The organism is Desulfovibrio sp. Fe33 (assembly GCF_028532725.1).
In the GTDB taxonomy this organism is placed as follows: domain Bacteria; phylum Desulfobacterota; class Desulfovibrionia; order Desulfovibrionales; family Desulfovibrionaceae; genus Pseudodesulfovibrio.
In genome coordinates, this window is record NZ_JAQKGU010000005.1 from 81,960 (window position 1) to 102,684 (window position 20,725).

The 20,725-nt window shown below is 58.9% G+C and carries 21 protein-coding genes and 1 tRNA gene; all 22 read right to left on the minus strand.

Annotated features, from left to right (window positions below):
• Position 1: 1 nt before the first annotated feature.
• The 22 genes from rpsC to tuf all read right to left on the minus strand — a co-directional run bounded on the left by rpsC (position 2) and on the right by tuf (position 20,682).
• Complete coding sequence (gene rpsC / locus PSN43_RS08595; RefSeq protein ID WP_272700315.1) at positions 2–640, minus strand: 30S ribosomal protein S3; 639 nt, start codon at positions 638–640, stop codon at positions 2–4.
• Position 641: 1 nt separating this feature from the next.
• A complete protein-coding gene (gene rplV, locus PSN43_RS08600) occupies positions 642–974 on the minus strand; it encodes a 50S ribosomal protein L22 (protein ID WP_272700316.1) in 333 nt (110 codons plus the stop codon).
• Between the two features lie 12 nt (positions 975–986).
• Positions 987–1,256 carry a 30S ribosomal protein S19 gene (gene rpsS, locus PSN43_RS08605; protein ID WP_272700317.1) on the minus strand — a complete coding sequence of 90 codons (270 nt, stop codon included), beginning with the start codon at positions 1,254–1,256 and terminating at the stop codon, positions 987–989.
• 11 nt (positions 1,257–1,267) lie between these two features.
• A complete protein-coding gene (gene rplB, locus PSN43_RS08610) occupies positions 1,268–2,098 on the minus strand; it encodes a 50S ribosomal protein L2 (RefSeq protein ID WP_272700318.1) in 831 nt (276 codons plus the stop codon).
• A 3-nt stretch (positions 2,099–2,101) separates the two neighbouring features.
• On the minus strand, positions 2,102–2,395 hold the full coding sequence (rplW, locus tag PSN43_RS08615; RefSeq protein WP_272700319.1) for a 50S ribosomal protein L23: 294 nt from the start codon (positions 2,393–2,395) through the stop codon (positions 2,102–2,104).
• Positions 2,395–3,015: a 50S ribosomal protein L4 gene (rplD, locus tag PSN43_RS08620; protein WP_272700320.1), complete on the minus strand. Its 621-nt coding sequence runs from the start codon at positions 3,013–3,015 to the stop codon at positions 2,395–2,397. Before rplD ends, rplW begins: the two co-directional genes overlap by 1 nt.
• Positions 3,016–3,027: 12 nt before the next feature.
• The gene (gene rplC / locus PSN43_RS08625) at positions 3,028–3,660 is read right to left on the minus strand and encodes a 50S ribosomal protein L3 (protein WP_272700321.1); all 633 of its coding nucleotides are present in this window, start codon (positions 3,658–3,660) and stop codon (positions 3,028–3,030) included.
• 10 nt (positions 3,661–3,670) lie between these two features.
• Entirely contained in the window at positions 3,671–3,991 is a 321-nt protein-coding gene (rpsJ, locus tag PSN43_RS08630) for a 30S ribosomal protein S10 (protein ID WP_014324026.1), read from the minus strand.
• 130 nt (positions 3,992–4,121) lie between these two features.
• Positions 4,122–6,194: an elongation factor G gene (fusA, locus tag PSN43_RS08635; protein WP_272700322.1), complete on the minus strand. Its 2,073-nt coding sequence runs from the start codon at positions 6,192–6,194 to the stop codon at positions 4,122–4,124.
• A 15-nt stretch (positions 6,195–6,209) separates the two neighbouring features.
• Positions 6,210–6,680 carry a 30S ribosomal protein S7 gene (rpsG, locus tag PSN43_RS08640; protein WP_272700323.1) on the minus strand — a complete coding sequence of 157 codons (471 nt, stop codon included), beginning with the start codon at positions 6,678–6,680 and terminating at the stop codon, positions 6,210–6,212.
• 98 nt (positions 6,681–6,778) lie between these two features.
• Positions 6,779–7,150, minus strand: a complete 372-nt coding sequence (gene rpsL, locus PSN43_RS08645) for a 30S ribosomal protein S12 (RefSeq protein ID WP_014324023.1) — start codon at positions 7,148–7,150, stop codon at positions 6,779–6,781.
• A 214-nt stretch (positions 7,151–7,364) separates the two neighbouring features.
• On the minus strand, positions 7,365–11,519 hold the full coding sequence (gene rpoC / locus PSN43_RS08650) for a DNA-directed RNA polymerase subunit beta' (RefSeq protein WP_272700324.1): 4,155 nt from the start codon (positions 11,517–11,519) through the stop codon (positions 7,365–7,367).
• 83 nt (positions 11,520–11,602) lie between these two features.
• On the minus strand, positions 11,603–15,736 hold the full coding sequence (gene rpoB / locus PSN43_RS08655) for a DNA-directed RNA polymerase subunit beta (RefSeq protein ID WP_272700325.1): 4,134 nt from the start codon (positions 15,734–15,736) through the stop codon (positions 11,603–11,605).
• 287 nt (positions 15,737–16,023) lie between these two features.
• Positions 16,024–16,410, minus strand: coding sequence for a 50S ribosomal protein L7/L12 (gene rplL, locus PSN43_RS08660; RefSeq protein WP_272700326.1), 387 nt, complete (start codon positions 16,408–16,410; stop codon positions 16,024–16,026).
• A 40-nt stretch (positions 16,411–16,450) separates the two neighbouring features.
• On the minus strand, positions 16,451–16,972 hold the full coding sequence (rplJ, locus tag PSN43_RS08665; protein ID WP_272700327.1) for a 50S ribosomal protein L10: 522 nt from the start codon (positions 16,970–16,972) through the stop codon (positions 16,451–16,453).
• A gap of 151 nt (positions 16,973–17,123) precedes the next feature.
• Positions 17,124–17,831, minus strand: a complete 708-nt coding sequence (rplA, locus tag PSN43_RS08670; RefSeq protein WP_272700328.1) for a 50S ribosomal protein L1 — start codon at positions 17,829–17,831, stop codon at positions 17,124–17,126.
• Between the two features lie 14 nt (positions 17,832–17,845).
• Positions 17,846–18,271, minus strand: coding sequence for a 50S ribosomal protein L11 (rplK, locus tag PSN43_RS08675; RefSeq protein WP_272700329.1), 426 nt, complete (start codon positions 18,269–18,271; stop codon positions 17,846–17,848).
• Positions 18,272–18,314: 43 nt separating this feature from the next.
• Positions 18,315–18,872, minus strand: a complete 558-nt coding sequence (gene nusG / locus PSN43_RS08680; protein ID WP_272700330.1) for a transcription termination/antitermination protein NusG — start codon at positions 18,870–18,872, stop codon at positions 18,315–18,317.
• A gap of 33 nt (positions 18,873–18,905) precedes the next feature.
• Positions 18,906–19,163, minus strand: coding sequence for a preprotein translocase subunit SecE (gene secE / locus PSN43_RS08685; protein ID WP_272700331.1), 258 nt, complete (start codon positions 19,161–19,163; stop codon positions 18,906–18,908).
• An 84-nt stretch (positions 19,164–19,247) separates the two neighbouring features.
• Positions 19,248–19,324, minus strand: a tRNA-Trp gene (locus tag PSN43_RS08690).
• A gap of 12 nt (positions 19,325–19,336) precedes the next feature.
• Positions 19,337–19,486, minus strand: a complete 150-nt coding sequence (rpmG, locus tag PSN43_RS08695) for a 50S ribosomal protein L33 (protein WP_269941391.1) — start codon at positions 19,484–19,486, stop codon at positions 19,337–19,339.
• Positions 19,487–19,488: 2 nt separating this feature from the next.
• Positions 19,489–20,682, minus strand: a complete 1,194-nt coding sequence (gene tuf / locus PSN43_RS08700; RefSeq protein ID WP_272700332.1) for an elongation factor Tu — start codon at positions 20,680–20,682, stop codon at positions 19,489–19,491.
• Positions 20,683–20,725 lie beyond the last annotated feature (43 nt).

A 20,725-nucleotide genomic window follows, 5' to 3' on the forward strand; every position in this document is an offset into this window, starting at 1 on the left:
ACTATTGTACCTCTTTGTCCAGGATCTCACCTTTGAAGATCCAGACCTTGACACCGATGACGCCGTAAGTAGTGGAAGCTTCGGCGAAACCGTAGTCGATGTCGGCACGAAGGGTGTGCAGGGGCACACGCCCATCACGGTACCATTCGCCACGTGCAATTTCAGCTCCGGCCAAACGGCCGGCACACGCGACTTTGATACCCTCGGCGCCGAATTTCCTGGCAAGGCCCACCGTGCGCTTCATGGCACGGCGGAAGGCAATACGGCGTTCGAGCTGCTGGGCAATGTTCTCAGCTACGAGCTGAGCTTCAACCTCCGGTCGACGGATCTCGTTGACCTCAATGGTGAACTCGGTTTGAAACTTGTTGCGCAACTCTTCACGCAACTTTTCTATCTCTACACCCTTGCGACCGATGACGATACCGGGACGCGCGGTGTGGATGATCAGGCGAATCTTGCCGCCGGCCCGCTCGATCTCGAGACGGGAAACGCCGGCCTGATACAGTTTTTTCTTGACGAACTTACGGACCTGGTCGTCCTGGAAGACGAACGCAGGGTAATCCTTTTTGCTGTACCAGCGGGACAGCCAGTTCTTGTTATACCCCAGACGAAAACCGTAAGGATGTACTTTCTGTCCCATACTACTGTTCCTTGACTACGATGGTAATGTGACTGGTACGCTTCCTGACGCGAAAGGCGCGGCCCATGGCGCGCGGCTGGATACGCTTCCAGGTGGGACCTTCGTTGACCACGACCGACTCGACGATCAGAGAGTCAACGTCAACACCAGGCATCTGTTCCGCGTTGGAGACGGCAGAGTACAGCACCTTGCTGAGAATGGCGGCGGGCTTCTGCGGAGTGAACCGGAGGATGTTCAGAGCATCCTCTACGCCCTTGCCCTTGATGTTCTCGGCAACGATGCGGGTCTTGCGCGGAGACACGCGGATGAACTTGGCTACTGCTTTAGCTTCCATTATCTACTCCCCCTACTTTTTCTTGTCGGCGACGTGGCCGAAGTAGGTACGGGTCGGGGAGAATTCACCCAGCTTGTGACCGACCATGTTTTCGGTCACGAACACGGGGATGAACTTACGGCCGTTGTGGACAGCGAAAGTCATGCCGACCATCTCGGGGACGATCGTGGAACGGCGGGACCAGGTCTTGATCACGCGGCGGTCCTGATTTTCGGCAGCCACTTGGATTTTCTTTATCAGGGAACCGTCGAGGAACGGGCCCTTTTTAAGAGATCTAGGCATTGGTTATACTCCTACTTCTGGCCGCGGCGTTTGACGATGAGCTTCGAGGAAGCCTTCTTCCTGTTCCGGGTCTTGTAACCCTTCGCCGGGGTACCCCACGGGGACACCGGATGGCGACCACCGGAACTACGGCCCTCACCACCACCCAGCGGGTGATCGATCGGGTTCATTGCCACACCACGGACCTTCGGGCGACGGCCAAGCCAACGATTGCGTCCGGCCTTACCGATCTTGATGTTCTCGTGTTGAATGTTTCCAACCTGGCCGATGGTCGCGCAGCAGGTGGCCAGCACCTTGCGGACTTCGCCGGAGGGCATACGCAGCAGCGCGTACTTGCCTTCCTTGGCGATCAGCTGGGCATACGTGCCGGCGGAACGGCAGAACTGGCCGCCCTTGCCCGGGTACAACTCAATGTTGTGCACGATGGTACCGGTCGGAACCTGAGTCAGCTGCATAGCGTTGCCAGGCTTGATGTCGGCACCTTCGCCAGCGGCGATGACGTCGCCCTGGTTCAGGCCGACAGGGGCCAGGATGTAACGCTTCTCGCCGTCGGCATAATGAAGCAGGGCGATACGGGCGCTGCGGTTCGGATCGTATTCGATCTCAGCAACCTTGGCGGGAACGCCGACCTTGTTCCGCTTGAAGTCGATCAAACGGTACAGGGACTTGTTGCCGCCGCCGCGACGACGCATGGTCACGCGGCCGTTGTTGTTGCGTCCGGACTTCTTGGTCAGGCCTTTTGTCAGCGACTTCTCGGGAGTGGTCCGGGTAATCTCCGCAAAATCGGAAACGGTCTGGAACCGGCGTCCCGGAGAAGTAGGCTTCAGCTTACGGGTTGCCATGGGTTACACTCCTTCGAAGATTTCGATTTTATCACCAGCGGCAAGCTTGACGTAGGCCTTCTTGTAACCGGGGATACGACCACCGGTGAGTCGGCCGAACTTCTTGCGGGGCATGGCTTTCTTGCTCACGATATTCACGGACTCGACTTTGACGTCAAAGGCTGCTTCAACGGCCTTCTTCACCTCGATCTTGTTGGAGTCGGGGTGGACGTAAAAAGAGACGTGATTGGATTGCTCCTTGGCGTCGTTGGCCTTCTCGGAGACCACGGGCTTGAGCAGGACTTTCGAATAATCCATTACTTCAACCTCTCTTGAACGTCTTGGGCGGCGGACTCGAGCATAACCAGCTCGGGGTACAGCAGCACGTCGTAAACATTCAGCTTGTCGGCCTCAATGACCTTGATGTGCGGCATGTTGCGCGCGGACATCGTCAGGGTCGAATCGGCATCCTTGGCGACGATCAACGTCTTGTTCAGGCCGAGGTTCTTGGCGACTTCAGCAAAGGCCTTGGTCTTGATCTCGGGGAGATCGATGGACTTGACCACCGTCATCTTCGCTTCGGAGACGCGGGAGGACAGAGCCATCTTAAGGGCCAGCTTGCGCACCTTCTTGTTGACCTTGAAGGTGTAGTCGCGGGGCTGCGGGCCGAACACGGCGGCACCACCGCGCCACAGGGGCGAACGGGTGGAACCGGCGCGGGCGCGACCGGTGCCCTTCTGGCGCCACGGCTTGCGGCCGCCGCCGGTCTTCAGGGCACGGTTCTTGGTGGCATGGGTGCCCTGGCGCTGCGAGGCGCGCTGGGCGCGAACGACCTGGTTGAGGATTTCGGGCATGATCTCAACCTCGAAAACCTCGGGAGCCAGCTCGAAGTCGCCCACCTTATTGTTATTCTGATCTACAACTTGAATTTTTGCCATGACGTATACCTCTTAGCCGTTCTTGCGGATCATGACGAGGCCATTGTTGGGGCCGGGAACCTGGCCCTTAACCACGAGGACGTTGTCCTCGGGCCTGACATCGACGATTTCCACGTTGCTCAAGGTCACGCGTGCGTTACCCATCTGGCCGGGCATTCTCTTGCCCTTCCAGACACGGCCGGGGTAGGTCGCGTTACCGACGGAACCGGGAACGCGATGCACCTTCTCGGCACCATGGGAGGCGCGGGAGCCAGCGAAGTTGTGACGCTTCATGACGCCCTGGAACCCCTTACCCTTGGAGGTACCGGTAACCTTGACCTTCTCACCGGCGGCAAAGATGTCGACGGTGATTTCCTGGCCCAGCTCATAGCCTTCCACGACCTCGAGGGGGAATTCCTTGAGGAGGCGGTACAGGTCTTTGCCTGCCTTGGCCATGTGGCCCTTCATGGGCTTGTTCACCTTGCGTTCGGGAATGGAGTCATAACCGAGCTGCAGGGCGTTGTAGCCTTCCTTGTCAGTGGTTTTGATCTGCATGACCGGGCAAGGACCAGCCTCGATAACGGTCACGGGGCAGATGGTACCATCGTCCTTGAATATGCGGGTCATGCCCAGCTTTCTGCCAAGCAATCCGAGAGTCTTAGCCATAACTATACTCCTAGAGCTTGATCTCGACGTCCACACCGGCGGGCAGCGAAAGCTTGCCCAGGGCGTCAACAGTCTGCTGAGTGGGTTCAAGAATATCCAGAAGACGCTTGTGAATGCGCATTTCAAACTGCTCGCGGGACTTCTTGTCCACGTGAACGGATTTCTGGACGGTGGTACGATGAATGTCGGTGGGCAGCGGCACGGGGCCGGCAATAGCCGCACCAGTATTCCGGGCGGTGTCAACGATTTCGGTGACAGCCTTGTCCAGAATACGGTAATCGTATGCTCTCAGTTTAATTCTGATGCGATCGCTCGCCATCGAAGCAGCCATAGTGCTTTCTCCTCAAAGGATTTATCTTTACCGCGCCCGAAAGAAAAAGGCGCCGAACCATGCGGCGGACGGGTTGAATACACCCGCTCCGCAGCACTGTCAAGCAAAGGGAAAATCCTCGGCTCTACGTTTAATCGTTTCCTTTCATCAATTCTTCGGCCAAATTGCTCGGCAACCGCTCGTAATGATCGAACTGCATGGTGAAGGTGGCCCGGCCCTGGGTCTTCGAACGAAGATCCGTGGCGTAACCGAACATCTCGGACAGCGGCACGAAGGACCGAATGACCTGCACGCCGGTGCGGGCTTCCATTTCGCCCACGCGGCCGCGTCGGCCGTTCAAGTCGCCCATGACATCGCCGAGGTAGTCCTCGGGGGTAACAACTTCAACAGACATGATCGGTTCGAGCAGCACCGGCTTGGCGCCTCTGCAGGCTTCCTTGATGGCCAGAGAACCGGCGATGTAGAAGGCCTGCTCGCTGGAGTCGACTTCATGGTAGGAGCCGAAAACCAACTTGACCTTAACATCGACGACCGGGAATCCGGCCGAGATGCCGTTCTTCATGGCATCCTGGATGCCCTTGTCAACAGCGGGAATGTATTCCTTGGGAATCACGCCGCCCTTGATCTCGTCAACGAACTCGTAGCCCTTCTCGGGGTTGGGCTCGACTTCGATGACGACGTGGCCGTACTGACCACGGCCGCCAGACTGCTTGGCATGTTTGACATCAACCTTGTTCGGCGCGGAGATGGTCTCTCGGTAGGCAACGCGGGGCGCGCCCACGTTGGCGTTCACGTTGAACTCGCGCAGCAGGCGGTCAACGATGATTTCGAGATGCAACTCACCCATTCCGGCGATCAGGGTCTGTCCGGTCTCCTCGTCGCCCTTGACGCGGAAGGACGGATCCTCCTTGGCCAGCTTGACGAGAGCGGCGGACAGGGTGTCGCGGTCTGCCTTGGTCTTGGGTTCGATGGCCACTTCGATAACCGGCTCCGGGATGTCCAGGGACTCCAGAACCACGGCGCGCTTGAGGTCGCACAGGGTATCGCCGGTGGCCACGTTCTTGAGGCCGACTGCGGCGACGATGTCGCCGGCGTATGCCTCTTTAATTTCCTCACGCTTGTTGGCGTGCATTTTCAGAAGACGACCGATGCGCTCTTTCTTGCCGGTGGCGGCGTTCATGAACGTCGCGCCGGACTCGATCTTTCCGGAATAGAGACGCAGGAAGGTCAGGTGACCGACGAACGGGTCGGTCATGAGCTTGAATGCCAACGCGGCCATGGGCACGTCGTCATCGCAGGGGCACTCGATGACCTCTTCGGTCTTCGGGTCAACGCCCTTCATGATTTCGATGTCCAGCGGGCTGGGCAGGTAATCGACAACGGCGTCGAGCAGGGGCTGCACGCCCTTGTTGCGGAACGCAGTGCCGCAGAGCACAGGGCAAATGGCCAACCGAGTGGTTGCCTTGCGCACGCCTTCACGCAGCTCTTCCGGAGTCAGCTCCTCTTCGGCCATGTACTTCTCGAGGAGGCTTTCATCCTCTTCGGCGACGGCTTCGATCATCTCGGCGCGCATCATCTCATACTGGTCCTGATAGTCGGCCGGTATTTCGGTGGTGGTGAAGCTGGTGCCGTGATCCTTGTGATCGTAGATGTAGGCCTTGCCTTCGATGAGGTCGACGACGCCCTCGAAGTCATCCTCGGCGCCGATGGGCAACTGAAGGGGCACAGGCTTGGCGCCAAGGCGGGTCTTCATCATTTCGACGCAACGGAAGAAGTTGGCGCCGATGCGGTCCATCTTGTTCACGAATGCGATGCGGGGAACGCGGTAACGGTCAGCCTGACGCCAAACGGTCTCAGACTGAGGCTCGACGCCCGCAACGGAGTCGAAGACGGCGACAGCGCCGTCCAGGACGCGCAGGGCACGCTCGACCTCCATGGTAAAGTCCACGTGGCCGGGCGTGTCGATGATGTTGACACGGTGTTCACGCCAAAAACAGGTGGTTGCAGCGGACGTAATGGTGATGCCGCGTTCCTGCTCCTGAACCATCCAGTCCATGGTGGCTTCGCCATCATGGACCTCACCAAGCTTGTGGGACACGCCGGTGTAGAACAGGATTCGCTCGGTAGTGGTAGTCTTGCCCGCATCAATGTGGGCCATGATACCAATATTGCGCTGTTTATCTCTGGGTACTTGTCTCGCCACTGTACTACTCCGTGACTACCAACGGTAGTGAGCGAAAGCCTTGTTGGCTTCAGCCATCTTGTGGGTATCTTCGCGCTTCTTCACAGCGCCGCCACGGTTGTTGTAAGCGTCCAGCAATTCGCCGGACAGGCGGGCAACCATGCCCTTCTCGCCACGGCCGCGGGCGTAGGCGATAGCCCAGCGAATAGCCAGGGCGGTCTGACGGTCGGGACGAACTTCCATGGGCACCTGGTAAGTGGCACCGCCGACACGGCGGGACTTGACTTCCAGAGCAGGACGGATGTTTTCGAGGCACTTTTCAAAAGCGCGCAGGGGATCTTCGTTCGTCTTCTCGGCCAGGATGTCGATGGCCTTGTAGAAAATTCTTTCCGCAGTAGACTTCTTGCCGTCCAGCATCAGACGGTTGATGAAGCGAGTGATGAGCTTGCTGCCGTATACGGGATCCGGCAGGATCTGCCGCTTGGCGACAGGACCTTTGCGAGGCATTTTTTTCTCCTTGAGTTTCGGCCGGGGGGACATTATTTCGGGCAGCCTCCGCCCTACTTTGTCATCCCTCCCCGGGCAATGAAAATGAGGCTATAACCTTATTTCGGGCGCTTGGTGCCGTACTTGGAACGGCCGCGGCGACGATCGTCGACACCGGAGGTATCGAGAGTACCGCGGACGATGTGGTAACGGACACCGGGAAGGTCCTTTACACGGCCGCCGCGGATCAGAACCACGGAGTGTTCCTGCAGGTTATGGCCTTCACCACCGATATAGGCGGTGACTTCCATTCCGTTGGTGAGGCGCACACGGGCGACCTTACGAAGTGCGGAGTTCGGCTTCTTCGGGGTCGTGGTGTACACCCTGGTGCAAACACCACGGCGCTGAGGGCATTCCATCAGGGCCGGGGTCTTCTTCCGCTTGGGCTGCGCTTCGCGCCCTTTGCGGATGAGCTGGTTAATGGTGGGCATTCATCCTCCAATCATTAGTTAATACGCTACCTGTGCGCAAATCATGCGCAAAGAGGACCGGAAGTACTCCATTCAGCCGGGCGTTGTCAAGGTGTTTCGCCCGAACTTTGGATGTACTTTTCGGCCAAGGCCTTTAAAAAAGTTGGAGAGGCCGGGCCTCTCCAACTTTTTCAATCCATTATATCAATTGCTGAGGGCGATAATCCCTACAGCGCTACACCGACTGCGCATCCACGAGAAGCGGTCTTTCCTCCAGCTCCTCCAGGAATTTGTCGGGGCGTTCGGTCTGGTCGGGAACGCTGATCTCGGCATCCGTATACTTGCGGAAGCCGGTTCCGGCGGGCACCAACCGACCCACGATAACGTTTTCCTTCAAGCCGCGAAGCTGGTCGGACTTGCCCTTCAGCGAGGCCTCGGTCAGGACCTTGGTAGTCTCCTGGAACGAAGCGGCCGAGATGAAGGAGTCCGTGGACAGCGAGGCCTGGGTGATGCCAAGCACCAGGGTTTCGGCCACGGCGGGCGTTCCGCCCTCGGCGACAACCTTGGAGTTCTCCTCCATGAACCGCTGCTTGTCCACCTGCTCTCCCATGAGGAAGGAAGTGGAACCGGGGTTCAGGATGGAGACCTTCTTGAGCATCTGGCGCACGATGATTTCGATGTGCTTGTCGTTGATGTTAACGCCCTGGAACCGGTACACGTCCTGGATTTCCTCGACCAGGTAGCGGGCCAGGAACTTCTCGCCCTTGATCCGCAGGATATCGTGCAGCTCCGGGGAGCCTTCGGTCAGCAGGTCGCCGGCCTCGACGAAGTCGGACTCCTGAACCGTAATGTGCTTGCCCTTGGGAATGAGGAATTCCTGGGAATCACCGGTCTCGGGAGTAACGACGACCTTGCGCTTGCCCTTGGTCTCGGGACCGAAGGTGACGACACCGTCGATGGACGAGAGCACGCCCAGATCCTTGGGCTTGCGCACTTCGAAGAGCTCGGCGACGCGCGGCAGACCGCCGACGATGTCCTTGGTCTTGGAGGATTCACGCGGCTTACGTGCAATGACGTCGCCCGCGCGGACCTTGTCGCCGTCCTTGACCATGAGAATGGCACCCACGGGCATGGCGAAGTTGGCGTCGATGTCGGTGCCGGGCCTGTGCACGGCCTTGCCGTCCTCGCCCAACATGGTCACGGCCGGACGGTAGTTGGTCGTACGGTATTCCATGATGGTGAAGGACGCCTTGGAGGTACGGTCCTCCTGGACTGTCTTCCCTTCGATGATATCCTTGAACTTGATGGTACCGGACACGTCGACAATGAACGGCTCCATGTACGGATCCCATTCGGCCAGAGGAGTGCCCTTCTTGACCTCCTGTCCTTCATCAACCAACAGACGCGCGCCGGAAGGCAGCACGTACTTCTCGCGCTCGCGGCCCTGCTCGTCGACAATGCCGACCTGGCAGCTCTTGCCGAGCACCATCTTGTCGCCGTCGGCGTTGACGACGGTACGCATACGCGAAGTGATGACGCGGCCGTTGTGCTGCGATTCGATGCTGGAGGACTCGATTTCCTTGGATGCGGTACCACCGATGTGGAAGGTACGCATGGTCAGCTGAGTGCCGGGCTCGCCGATGGACTGGGCGGCGATGATGCCGACGGTCTCACCGACGTTGACCAGATGTCCGCGGGCCAGGTCGCGGCCGTAGCACATGGCGCAGACGCCGTGCGCGGCCTTGCAGGTCAGACCCGAGCGGATGACGATGGAGTTCACGCCGGAAGCGTCCAGCTTCTTGGCGTACTCGTCGTCGATCATGGTGTTTGCGGGGACGACCAGTTCACCGGTCTCCTCGTCATAGGTATCGAACATGGTCACGCGGCCAAGAACACGCTCGGCCAGGCGCTGCTTGATCTCGCCGCCCTTGATGTAGTGGGTCAGCTCCAGGCCGTCCACGGTGCCGCAGTCCAGCTCGGACACGGTCACGTCCTGGACGACGTCGACCAGGCGACGGGTCAGATAACCGGAGTTCGCGGTCTTGAGCGCGGTATCGGCCAGACCCTTTCGTGCGCCGTGGGTGGAGATGAAGTACTGCAGGACGGAGAGGCCTTCGCGGAAGGACGCGGTGATCGGGGTCTCGATGATCTCGCCCGAAGGCTTGGCCATGAGGCCGCGCATACCGGCCAACTGACGCATCTGGTCCTGGTTGCCTCGAGCGCCCGAGGTGGCCATCATGTAGATCGGGTTGAAGCTCGAATTGACTTCGGTCTTGCCCGTCTTGGGGTCGGTCAGGATGTCGGTGGACATCTCCTTCATCATTTCATTGGAGATGTCGTTGGTCACCTTGGTCCAGACGTCGACGACCTTGTTGTATTTCTCGGTGCGGGTGATGATGCCGTCCTGGAACTGGTTCTCGATCTCGTCCACCTCGGCGTTGGCCGTGGCCAGCATCTTGGGCTTGTTGTCCGGGATCTTGAGGTCCTTGACGCCGATGGTCACACCCGCGCGGGTGGCGAACTCGTAGCCCAGGTCCTTGATGCGGTCGCAGAGGATGACCGTGGCCTTGGTGCCCGCCAGACGGTAGGCGCCGGAAACCAGGGCGGCGATGTTCTTCTTGTTCAGAACGGTGTTGACCAGCTCGAACGGGACATTCTCGGGCAGCAGCTCGGAAACGATGATGCGGCCGGTGGTGGTCTCGACGATCTCGCCGTCGATACGCACCTTGATGCTGGCATGAATGCCCACTGCGCCGAAGTCGTACGCGGAGATGACCTCTTCCGGGGAGGAGAAGATCATGCCCTCGCCCTTTTCGAAGGAACGCGGCGTGGTCAGGTAGTACAGACCAAGGACGATATCCTGCGACGGGTTGATGATCGGCGATCCGTTGGACGGGCTGAGGATGTTGTTGGAAGACATCATCAGCACGCGGCACTCGATCTGCGCCTCGACGGAAAGCGGCACGTGCACAGCCATCTGGTCGCCGTCGAAGTCCGCGTTGTAGGCGGAACACACGAGCGGGTGCAGCTGAATGGCCTTGCCCTCGACGAGCAGCGGCTCAAAGGCCTGAATGCCGAGGCGGTGCAGGGTCGGCGCGCGGTTGAGCATGATCGGGTACTCGCGAACCACGTCCTCCAGGATATCCCAGACGACCAGGTCTTCGCGCTCGACCATTTTCTTCGCCGATTTGATGGTGGTGGCGATTTCGCGCTTTTCCAACTCGGAATAAATGAACGGCTTGAACAGCTCCAAAGCCATCTTCTTGGGCAGGCCGCACTGGTGCAGCTTCAGCTTCGGGCCGACAACGATGACCGAACGGCCGGAGTAGTCGACGCGCTTGCCGAGCAGGTTCTGACGGAACCGGCCCTGCTTGCCCTTGATCATGTCGGACAGGGACTTGAGCGGACGGCCGTTGGTGCCGGTGATGGCGCGGCCGCGGCGGCCGTTGTCGAACAGGGCGTCGACGGCCTCCTGCAACATGCGCTTTTCGTTGCGGATGATGATTTCGGGCGCGCCGAGTTCAAGCAGCCTCTTCAACCGGTTGTTGCGGTTGATGACGCGGCGGTACAGGTCGTTGAGGTCGGAGGTGGCGAAACGGCCGCCGTCCAGGGGGACCAGCGGGCGCAGCTCGGGCGGAATGATGGGAATCACTTCCATGATCATCCACTCGGGCTTGTTGCCGGACTCCAGGAAGGCCTCGACAATCTTGAGCCGTTTGGTGATTTTCTTCTTCTTGGTCTGCGACCGGGTGGTCTGGGACTCCTCGCGCAACTCGGTACGCAGGGTCGGCAGATCCAGGGCCTGGAGCATGGTGCGAACGGTCTCCGCGCCCATGCCCACGGTCAGGGCGTCTTCACCAAAGTGGTCGATGACCTGGAAGTACTGATCCTCGCTGACCACCTGATGCAGCTTGAGCGGGGTCTCGCCCGGATCAAGCACGATGTAGGAGTCAAAGTACAGGACCTTTTCCAGGTCGGCCATGGTGATGTCGAGCAACGTGCCGATCTTGGACGGCAGCGTCTTCAGGAACCAGATATGCGCCACGGGCGCGGCCAGTTCGATATGTCCCATGCGCTCGCGGCGAACCTTGGAAGCGATGACCTCAACGCCGCACTTTTCGCAGACGATGCCGCGGTGCTTCATGCGCTTGTACTTGCCGCAGTTGCACTCGTAGTCCTTCACGGGACCGAAGATTTTGGCGCAGAAAAGTCCATCACGCTCCGGCTTGAAGGTTCGGTAGTTGATGGTCTCGGGCTTCTTGACCTCGCCGTAGGACCACTCGCGAATGGTCTCGGGCGAGGCGATGGATATCTGGATAGCCTTCAGGTTACGGCCTTGGGCAGCCGCATTCGGCGCTCCACGCAAGGTGAACAGATCGTCCAACGTCATGGATATCCCCTATCGTAAAAAGTTATATCATGCCCGGCCGGTCGGATACGACCGGCCGGGCCAATTACCTTGTTTGTCCGGGCCTAGTCCACCAGCGGCTGGGGCCCCGCCGGAACGGCTACGGGCTGCTGCGGCTGACCGGGACGCTTGCGGTCCTCGTAGTGCAGGGTCACATCAAGACCCAGCGACATGAGTTCCTTGACCAGGACGTTGAAGGATTCCGGCAGACCGGCTTCCAGGAAGTTGTCGCCCTTGACGATCTTCTCGTACATCTTCACGCGGCCCTGCACGTCATCGGATTTGACGGTCAGGAATTCCTGCAGAAGATAGGCGGCGCCATAGGCCTCGAGGGCCCAGACTTCCATCTCACCCAAGCGCTGGCCGCCGAACTGAGCCTTACCGCCCAGGGGCTGTTGCGTAACCAGGGAGTAAGGACCGGTGGAGCGGGCGTGAATCTTCTCATCAACCAGGTGGTGCAGCTTGAGGTAGTACATGATGCCCACCGTGACCCGGTTGTGGAACGGTTCGCCGGTACGGCCGTCATACAGGATGAACTTGCCGTCCGAAGCGAGACCGGCCTTTTCCAGCCAGCCCCAGATGCCCTCTTCCTCGGCTCCGTCGAAGACCGGGGTCTTCGCGACGATGCCGTTCTTGAGCTTCTTGACCGCGTCCACGAACTCCTCGTCGGACATGGAGTCGATCAACTCGTCCATGTCGCCGGTGTCAAGGATCGCCTTGACCTCCTTGCGGATGGAGGCAATGGAGTTCTCGCTCTCCTCAAGCATCGCCTGGACCTGCTGGCCGAGCTTACGTCCGGCCATACCCAGGTGCGTTTCCATGATCTGCCCGATGTTCATACGGGAAGGAACGCCCAGGGGGTTCAGAACGATGTCCATGGGAGTACCGTCCTCGAAGAACGGCATGTCCTCTTCGGGCAGGATGCAGGACACGACACCCTTGTTGCCGTGACGGCCGGCCATCTTGTCGCCCACGGAAAGCTTACGCTTAACGGCGACGTAGACCTTGACCATCTTGATGACGCCCGGAGGCAGATCATCGCCCTCGGTCACTTTCTCGCGCTTCACATCATAGATGTTCTTGATGAAGGCGATCTGCTGTTCGTAGTCGGCCACGATCAGCTTGAGCTGGTCGTTGACCTCGCGGTCGAACAGGCCGATGAGCTTCTTGACCGGAACGGAATCCACGGACTCGCGATCGATAATCTCCCCGGTCTTGCCCAGAGTAGCCTTCTTGGGACCGGCGAGATCCTTCTTCAGCGTCGCGCCCTCGAGCACGGTCCAGACCTTCTCGCGAATGGCGTCGGTCAAAGCGGCGACGTGCTTCTGCTCCTTGACGTCGAAGGCGGCCAGTTCGGCGTCCTCGATAGCCTTGGTGCGGTCATCCTTCTCGCCGGAACGGCGGTTGAAGACCTTCACGTCGACGATGGTGCCTGCGATTCCCGGCGGAACCTTCAGGGACGTGTTTTTCACGTCGCGGGCCTTGTCGCCGAAGATGGCGCGAAGCAGCTTTTCCTCGGGGGTAAGCTGAGTCTCGCCCTTGGGCGTGATCTTGCCGACCATGATGTCGTCCGGTTTGATCCGGGCGCCGATGCGGATGATGCCGCATTCGTCGAGGTTACGGAGCATCTCTTCGGAAACGTTGGAGATGTCTCGAGTAATTTCCTCGGGTCCGAGTTTGGTGTCGCGAGCAACCAGTTCGAACTCCTCGATGTGGATGGAGGTATAGACATCCTCCTTCACCATACGCTCGGAGATAAGAACGGAGTCTTCGTAGTTGAAGCCGCACCAGGGCATGAAGGCAACCAGCAGGTTCTTGCCGAGGGCAAGCTCGCCGTGGTCGATGCCCGGACCGTCAGCCAGGACATCGCCCTTCTTGACCCGCTGCCCGACCTGGACGCGAGGCGTCTGGCCGAAGCAGGAGTTCTGGTTGGACTTGTGCCACTTCTGCAGCTCGTAATGCTTGGAACCGCCGGTGTTGGGGTACAAGCCGTTGTCGTAATTGATGATGATGCGTTCGGCGTCCACGTAGTGGATGATGCCGTCTTCCTGGGCCAATACGCAGGCCCCGGAGTCGCGCGCGACCGGGCCTTCCATGTCGGTGCCGACAAGCGGCTCCTCGGCCTGGAGAAGGGGCACGGCCTGACGCATCATGTTGGAACCCATGAGCGCGCGGTTGGCGTCATCGTGCTCCAGGAAGGGAATCAGCGCGGCCGAGATGGAAACCGTCTGGCTCGGGCTGATGTCCATGCAGGTAACGTCCTCGGCCGCGGTCAGCTGAACATCGCCAGCCAGACGCGCATTGACGCGGGCGTTGAGGAAGACGCCGTTCTTGTCCAGGGGAGCGTTGGCCTGAGCCACAACTTCCTTGGCCTCTTTGGAGGCGTCCATGTAGTTGACTTCGTTAGTGATCTTCTTGTCTACCACTTTGCGGTACGGAGTCTCGATGAAACCGTAGTCGTTGACCTTGGCGTAGGTGGTCAGGGAGACGATCAGACCGATGTTCGGGCCTTCCGGGGTCTCAATGGGGCAGATACGGCCGTAGTGCGAAGTGTGCACGTCGCGCACTTCGAAGCCCGCACGCTCGCGGGTCAGGCCGCCGGGTCCCAAGGCCGACAGGCGGCGCTTGTGAGTAACCTCGGAAAGCGGGTTGGTCTGGTCCATGAACTGGCTGAGCTGGGAAGTTCCGAAGAACTCCTTGAGCACGGCGGCAACCGGCTTGGGGTTGATCAGATCATGGGGCATCAGGGTGGCCACTTCCTGCAGGGACATGCGCTCCTTGATGGCGCGCTCCATGCGGACGAGGCCGATGCGGTACTGGTTTTCCACCAGTTCGCCCACGGGACGAACGCGGCGGTTGCCCAGATGGTCGATGTCGTCGGCCGGGCCGTGGGAGTCCTTGAGGCGCATCAGTTCCTTGACCGCGAGGAGAATGTCCTCGTTGGTCAGGGTGCGGATGGAAAGGTCCACTTCCTGGTTCAGGCGGGCATTGAGCTTGTAGCGGCCCACGCTGGAGAGATCGTAATAATCGGAAGACCGGAACAGGTTCTCGAAGAAGCTGGCGGCAATCTCGGGAGTCGGCGGCGAGCTCGGACGCAACCTGCGGTAAATCTCGATCTGCGCGGACTCCATGTCCGTGGTCTTGTCGAGCAGCAGGGTGTCGCGCAGGGAAGAGGAAACCTCCATGCCGTGCGTATGCAGGACTTCAAGATCCTTGATCTTGGCGTCGCGAAGGCGATCGACGAGATCCTGAGTCACTTCTTCGGCGGCCTCGGCGATGACCTCGCCGTTCTTGTCCACGATGTCGCGGGCCAGGAACAGGCCTACCAGGGAAGTGGGATCGACCTCGATGGTCTTCACTTCGTGGCGCACGAGCTTCTTCCAGGCGCCCCTGGTGATATCGACGCCCTTTTTAAGGAGGACTTTGCCGTCCACTTCGACGTCGGTATAGGCGACTTCCTTGCGATACTGCTCGGCCACAACCGTGCGCATGACCTTGTTCTTCAGCAAGGTGTAGGATTCGACATCGTAGAAGTAGTCGAGAATATCCGCGCGGGAGAGCCCCATGGCCTTCAGCAGAATGGTCACGGGCATCTTGCGGCGGCGGTCGATGCGGACGTACAGAATATCCTTGTGGTCGAAATCGAAGTCGAGCCAGGAGCCGCGCATGGGAATGATGCGGCTCGAATAAAGGACCTTGCGGCTGGAGTGCGACTTGCCCGAGTCATGTTCAAAGATGATGCCCGGGGAGCGCTGCAGCTGGTTGACGATGACGCGCTCGGTGCCGTTGATGACATAGGTGCCCTTCTCTGTCATCAGCGGAAGCGTGCCGAAGTATATGTCCTGTTCCTTGATGTCGCGAATCGTGCGGTTGTCGGTCTCTTCATCCACGTCAAAAACTACGAGACGGACGGTGATACGGATGGGCGTCTCAAAGGTCAAACCCTTGGAGATGCACTCATCGACGTCGTATTTTGGTTCGCCGATTTCATAGGACACGAAATCAAGGCTAGCGGTCTTGTTGAAATCTTCAATGGGAAAAACGGACCTGAACACGCCCTCAAGCCCGAAGTCGCCCCGGCTGGCCGGCGGGGTCTCTGCCTGGAGGAAACGATTGTACGAATCCACCTGGAGCTCCAGCAGATGCGGGATGGGGAGCGTGTTGACGATTTTGCCGAATTTTTTTCTCAGTTGACCCATTGTACCCTCATGCATGAGCGGTTGATGGTTGGGGCGCGGGGCGGGGAGCCCTTACCCTCTGTCTGGCGCAACGGCCTGTTAGAAAGACCGATGCGGAAATTGGGTAGATAAGCTGCAGCCGGAACCAAAAACCCGGCGCACCGACGAGGAGCAGATTCGCATCATACAGCGCTGAAACCCAATGTCGAAAGGCGATTAAACGATTATATATACATACAGAGCAAAGAGCGCAACGCCCTTTTCAAGAGGGCGAGCGCTCTTCGCTATGTTAGCTTAAGGCGTTGAAGTTACTTGACTTCAACTTCGGCGCCGGCTTCCTGAAGCTGCTTGGCAGCGTCGTCGGCCTCATCCTTGGAGACGCCTTCCTTCAGGGCCTTCGGAGCTTCGTCAACCAAAGCCTTGGCTTCCTTCAGGCCCAGACCGGTCAGGGCGCGGACGGCCTTGATGACGGCAATCTTGTTGCTGCCGGCGGAGGTCAGGACGACGTCAAACTCGGTCTTCTCTTCCTCGGCGGCGGCTTCGCCACCGGCGGCCGGAGCGGCGATCACGGCGGCAGCCGGAGCGGCAGCCTCGACGCCGAACACGTCTTCGAGTTCCTTGATGAATTCGGAAAGTTCCAGAACGGTCATGTTGCCGATGAATTCGACAACCTGCTCTTTGGTGATATCAGCCATGATGAATCTCCTTGAAATTGATTCGCTTTGAACCTTGGTTTTACGCGGCTTCCTTCTGTTCCTTGATGGCGGTCAAGGCATACAGGAACTTGCGCTCGATGTTGGCGAACAGACAGACGAAATTGCGAGGTACGGCCTGCATCGTGCCGAGGAGGGAACTCAAGAGCTCAGGCTTGCTGGGCATCTTGGCGAGTTCCTTCACGGCGTCGCTGTCAAGAAATTGGCCTTCGAGAGTGCCGAAACGCATGGCGAACTTTTTGTTCGTCTTGGCGTAATCGGACAGCGCCTTTGCCAGGGCGATGGGATCATCGTACCCGAGCGCAATGGCGCAGTTCTCTTTAAGGTGTTCGCTCAATACACCATGATCGGTGTCATTGAGAGCCAACCGGGCCAGGGTATTCTTGACGACTTGGTAATCGACGCCGACTTCGTAGCACTTGGAGCGCAACTGGGTCATTTCCTCAACGGTCATGCCCTTGAAGTCGGTGACGACGGCGATGCTGGCGCGCGAAGCTTTTTCGTGCAGCTGCTCGATGATCTGGGCTTTTTCTTGCCTGTTCATCTACCACTCCTCGTCTTAGGCCCGGAAAGCAGGTCAAAGCGTTGTCTGAGCAGGATTTTAAGGGGACACAGCCCCACCTGCCTTCTCTGACTCAACCTTCCGTGCGATTATCTACTGGACCCCCGAAGGGGTCCGGCATTCCTTGGGTTAATTAGGCTTCGAGAAACTTGCGAACCGTCAGGGGGTCGATCTTGACACCCGGGCCCATGGTGGACGAAACAGCCAGCGCTTTCATGTAGGTGCCCTTCGCGGAGGAGGGCTTGAGGCGCATGACGGTATCCAGCAGAGCCTTGAGGTTCTCGAGAAGCTTCTCGGGGCCGAAGGAGACCTTACCGATGGGGGCGTGCAGCACGCCGGCCTTGTCGACCTTGAACTCGACCTTACCGGCCTTGAGTTCGGACACGGCCTTGGCCACATCCATGGTCACGGTGCCGGTCTTGGCGTTGGGCATCAGCCCACGGGGACCGAGCACGCGGCCGATCTTGCCGACAACGGCCATCATGTCGGGGGTCGCCACGGCCTTGTCGAAATCGAGCCAGCCGGACTGGATCTTCTCGACCAGATCGTCGGAACCGTAGAAATCGGCACCGGCTTCCTTGGCCTCGTTTTCCTTTTCGCCCCGGCAGAAGACGGCGACGCGGATGTCCTTGCCCAGTCCGTTGGGCAGGCTGACGGCGCCGCGGATCATCTGATCGGAGTATTTCGGATCGACGCCCAGGTTGATGGCCACATCCACGGTCTCGTCGAACTTGGCGTAGGCGGCGGCCACAGCGGCCTTCACGCCCTCTTCCACATCGACGCGCACAGCGGTGTCGCGATCACCCACGGCGTTGCGGTATTTTTTTCCATGCTTAGGCATACTTCTCCACCTCACTAGGCCTTGACTTCGAGGCCCATGCTGCGGGCAGTGCCCTCAATCTGAAGCATGGCGTGCTCGATGTCATTGGCGTTCAAATCAGCCATCTTCAACTCGGCGATCTCTTTGATCTGCGCCTTGGTGACCTTGCCGACCTTGACCTTGTTCGGTTCACCGGAGCCCTTCTCAAGCTTGGCGGCCTTCAGCAGAAGCACTGCAGCCGGAGGGGTCTTGGTGATGAAATCAAAGGAACGGTCCGCGTACACGGTGATGACAACCGGGATTATCAGACCCTTCTGGTCCTGCGTTCTGGCGTTAAACGCCTTGCAGAACTCCATGATGTTCACGCCGTGCTGACCCAGGGCCGGACCAACCGGCGGAGAAGGGTTCGCACTGCCAGCGGGAATCTGCAGTTTGATCTTTCCTAATTCTTTCTTAGCCATTGTATTCCTCGATGAGAAATTTCGCTGTTAGCGACAATCCGGGCTATCCCTTGTCCACCTGGACAAAATCAAGCTCCACAGGAGTCTGACGCCCGAAGATAGAGACGGATACTTTGAGCTTGCCCTTGTCGTAATTGACTTCTTCCACAACACCGTTGAACCCGGAAAACGGGCCGTCGATGACCCGAACCTCGTCGCCGCGTTCGAAGTTGAACTTGGGACGGGGCTTTTCCTGGCGGCTCTCCATCATGTTGAGGATGTTCTCCGCCTCGCTATCGCGCATGGGGGCCGGGCGGTTCTTGCCGCCTACGAATCCCGTCACGCGCGGAATGGACTGGATGAGATGCCAGGAATCGTCGGTCAGGATCATCTTGATCATGATGTATCCCGGATAGAACTTTCGGGTCGAAGTCTTCCGCTCACCCTTGACCATCTCGACGATCTTTTCGGTGGGCATAACGACTTCTTCAATAAGGCCCTTGTCCTGTCCGGTGCGCATCATTTCACGCACGGTCTGTTCCACACGCTGCTCGAAACCCGAGTAGGTGTGAACTATGTACCAGCGTGCACGAGGCGCTGCGTGTTCCATTATGGCATCCATGTTGCGTTCCAGCCTTTGCAAGTAGCTTTGGTCCTAGGAGAGGATGGCCTCGACGATCTTGGAGAGCGCCAAATCCACAACGCCCAGGTAGAGAGCGATGACCACGGAAACGACCAACACGGCGATGCACGTGGCGACGGTCTCCTTGCGGGTCGGCCAGACTACCTTTTTGATCTCGACTTTGGACTCCTCAAAGAACTCCTTGAGTTCAGTGAGCTTGTCCTTCAGACCGGCTGCCTGGGACTGTGCGGTCGGCTTTTCAGCGACCTTCTTGCCTTTCTTCTTGGCCATATCTCTTTATCCCAAATTATTGAGCATGTGGCGGGGCCCTGCCGTTTTACGAGCAAGACCCCGCACCGCTTTCAAAGACTTAGTTGGCAGGGGCAGAGGGATTCGAACCCCCAACATCCGGTTTTGGAGACCGGCGTTCTAGCCGTTGGAACTATGCCCCTGCTCTATCGAATCTACTTGGACTCTTTGTGGAGAGTGTGCTTCTTGTCCCAGGGACAATACTTGGACACTTCCAGACGTCCGGTAGTATTCTTCTTGTTCTTCTGCGTAGCGTAATTCTTACGCTTGCACTCGGTGCATTGCAGCTGAATGTTGACTCGCATGATTACTCCGTGATCTCGGTGACGACACCGGCACCGACGGTGCGGCCGCCTTCGCGGATGGCGAAGCGCAGACCGACTTCCATGGCGATGGGGGCGATCATCTCAACATTGAAGGTGGCATTATCGCCGGGCATGACCATTTCGACGCCCTCTTCCAGGGTGACGACGCCGGTGACGTCGGTCGTACGGAAGTAGAACTGCGGACGGTAGCCGGAGAAGAACGGGGTGTGGCGGCCGCCTTCATCCTTGGACAGGACGTAGACTTCGGCCTTGAACTTGGTGTGCGGGGTGATGGAACCGGGCTTGGCAGCAACCTGGCCGCGTTCCACTTCCTCGCGCTTCACGCCACGGATCAGCAGACCGACGTTGTCACCGGCCTGGCCCTGGTCGAGCAGCTTGCGGAACATCTCGACACCGGTGCAGGTGGTCTTGATGGTGGGCTTGATGCCGATGATTTCGATTTCGTCGCCGACCTTGACGACACCGCGCTCCACACGACCGGTGATAACGGTACCACGGCCGGAGATGGAGAAGACGTCCTCAACGGGCATCAGGAACGGCATGTCGATGTCGCGCTCCGGTTCGGGGATATACTCGTCGCAGGCGGCCAGCAGATCAAAGATCGGCTTGGCGGCAGGATCGTCGACGGACTCGCATTCCAGGGCCTTCAGGGCGGAACCCTGGATGACCGGAACGTCGTCGCCGGGGAAGTCGTACTTGGACAGCAGCTCGCGAATTTCGAGCTCGACCAGTTCCAGCAGCTCTTCGTCGTCGACCATGTCGCACTTGTTCATGAAGACGACCATGGCGGGCACGCCGACCTGACGGGCGAGCAGGATGTGCTCACGAGTCTGGGGCATGGGACCGTCGGTGGCGGCGCAAACCAGAATAGCGCCATCCATCTGGGCGGCGCCAGTGATCATGTTCTTGATGTAGTCGGCGTGACCGGGGCAGTCCACGTGAGCATAGTGACGCTTTTCGGTCTCGTACTCAACGTGGGAAGTGGCGATGGTGATGCCGCGCTCTTTTTCTTCAGGAGCCTTGTCGATCTCGTCGAAGGCAATGAACTCGCCATGACCGGCCATGGCGGCCAGCTTGGTGATAGCAGCGGTCAGCGTGGTCTTACCATGGTCGATGTGACCGATGGTGCCGATGTTGACGTGAGGCTTGCTACGTTCAAATTTAGCTTTACCCATTTCAGTAACCCCCTGGATCAATAAAGTTGTGTAGGTTTCTATT

Coding starts and splice junctions, on each gene's coding strand:
- rplW (WP_272700319.1), bottom strand. CDS start 2,395: ATGGATTATTCGAAAGTCCTGCTCAAGCCCGTGGTCTCCGAGAAGGCC.
- rplB (WP_272700318.1), bottom strand. CDS start 2,098: ATGGCAACCCGTAAGCTGAAGCCTACTTCTCCGGGACGCCGGTTCCAG.
- rpmG (WP_269941391.1), bottom strand. CDS start 19,486: ATGCGAGTCAACATTCAGCTGCAATGCACCGAGTGCAAGCGTAAGAAT.
- rpoC (WP_272700324.1), bottom strand. CDS start 11,519: ATGACGTTGGACGATCTGTTCACCTTGCGTGGAGCGCCGAATGCGGCT.
- rpsJ (WP_014324026.1), bottom strand. CDS start 3,991: ATGGCTGCTTCGATGGCGAGCGATCGCATCAGAATTAAACTGAGAGCA.
- nusG (WP_272700330.1), bottom strand. CDS start 18,872: ATGGATGCCATAATGGAACACGCAGCGCCTCGTGCACGCTGGTACATA.
- rplA (WP_272700328.1), bottom strand. CDS start 17,831: ATGCCTAAGCATGGAAAAAAATACCGCAACGCCGTGGGTGATCGCGAC.
- secE (WP_272700331.1), bottom strand. CDS start 19,163: ATGGCCAAGAAGAAAGGCAAGAAGGTCGCTGAAAAGCCGACCGCACAG.
- rplJ (WP_272700327.1), bottom strand. CDS start 16,972: ATGAACAGGCAAGAAAAAGCCCAGATCATCGAGCAGCTGCACGAAAAA.
- rpsL (WP_014324023.1), bottom strand. CDS start 7,150: ATGCCCACCATTAACCAGCTCATCCGCAAAGGGCGCGAAGCGCAGCCC.
- rplL (WP_272700326.1), bottom strand. CDS start 16,410: ATGGCTGATATCACCAAAGAGCAGGTTGTCGAATTCATCGGCAACATG.
- rplV (WP_272700316.1), bottom strand. CDS start 974: ATGGAAGCTAAAGCAGTAGCCAAGTTCATCCGCGTGTCTCCGCGCAAG.
- rpsC (WP_272700315.1), bottom strand. CDS start 640: ATGGGACAGAAAGTACATCCTTACGGTTTTCGTCTGGGGTATAACAAG.
- rplD (WP_272700320.1), bottom strand. CDS start 3,015: ATGGCAAAAATTCAAGTTGTAGATCAGAATAACAATAAGGTGGGCGAC.
- tuf (WP_272700332.1), bottom strand. CDS start 20,682: ATGGGTAAAGCTAAATTTGAACGTAGCAAGCCTCACGTCAACATCGGC.
- rpsS (WP_272700317.1), bottom strand. CDS start 1,256: ATGCCTAGATCTCTTAAAAAGGGCCCGTTCCTCGACGGTTCCCTGATA.
- rplC (WP_272700321.1), bottom strand. CDS start 3,660: ATGGCTAAGACTCTCGGATTGCTTGGCAGAAAGCTGGGCATGACCCGC.
- rpoB (WP_272700325.1), bottom strand. CDS start 15,736: ATGGGTCAACTGAGAAAAAAATTCGGCAAAATCGTCAACACGCTCCCC.
- rpsG (WP_272700323.1), bottom strand. CDS start 6,680: ATGCCTCGCAAAGGTCCTGTCGCCAAGCGGCAGATCCTGCCGGATCCC.
- rplK (WP_272700329.1), bottom strand. CDS start 18,271: ATGGCTAAGAAAGAATTAGGAAAGATCAAACTGCAGATTCCCGCTGGC.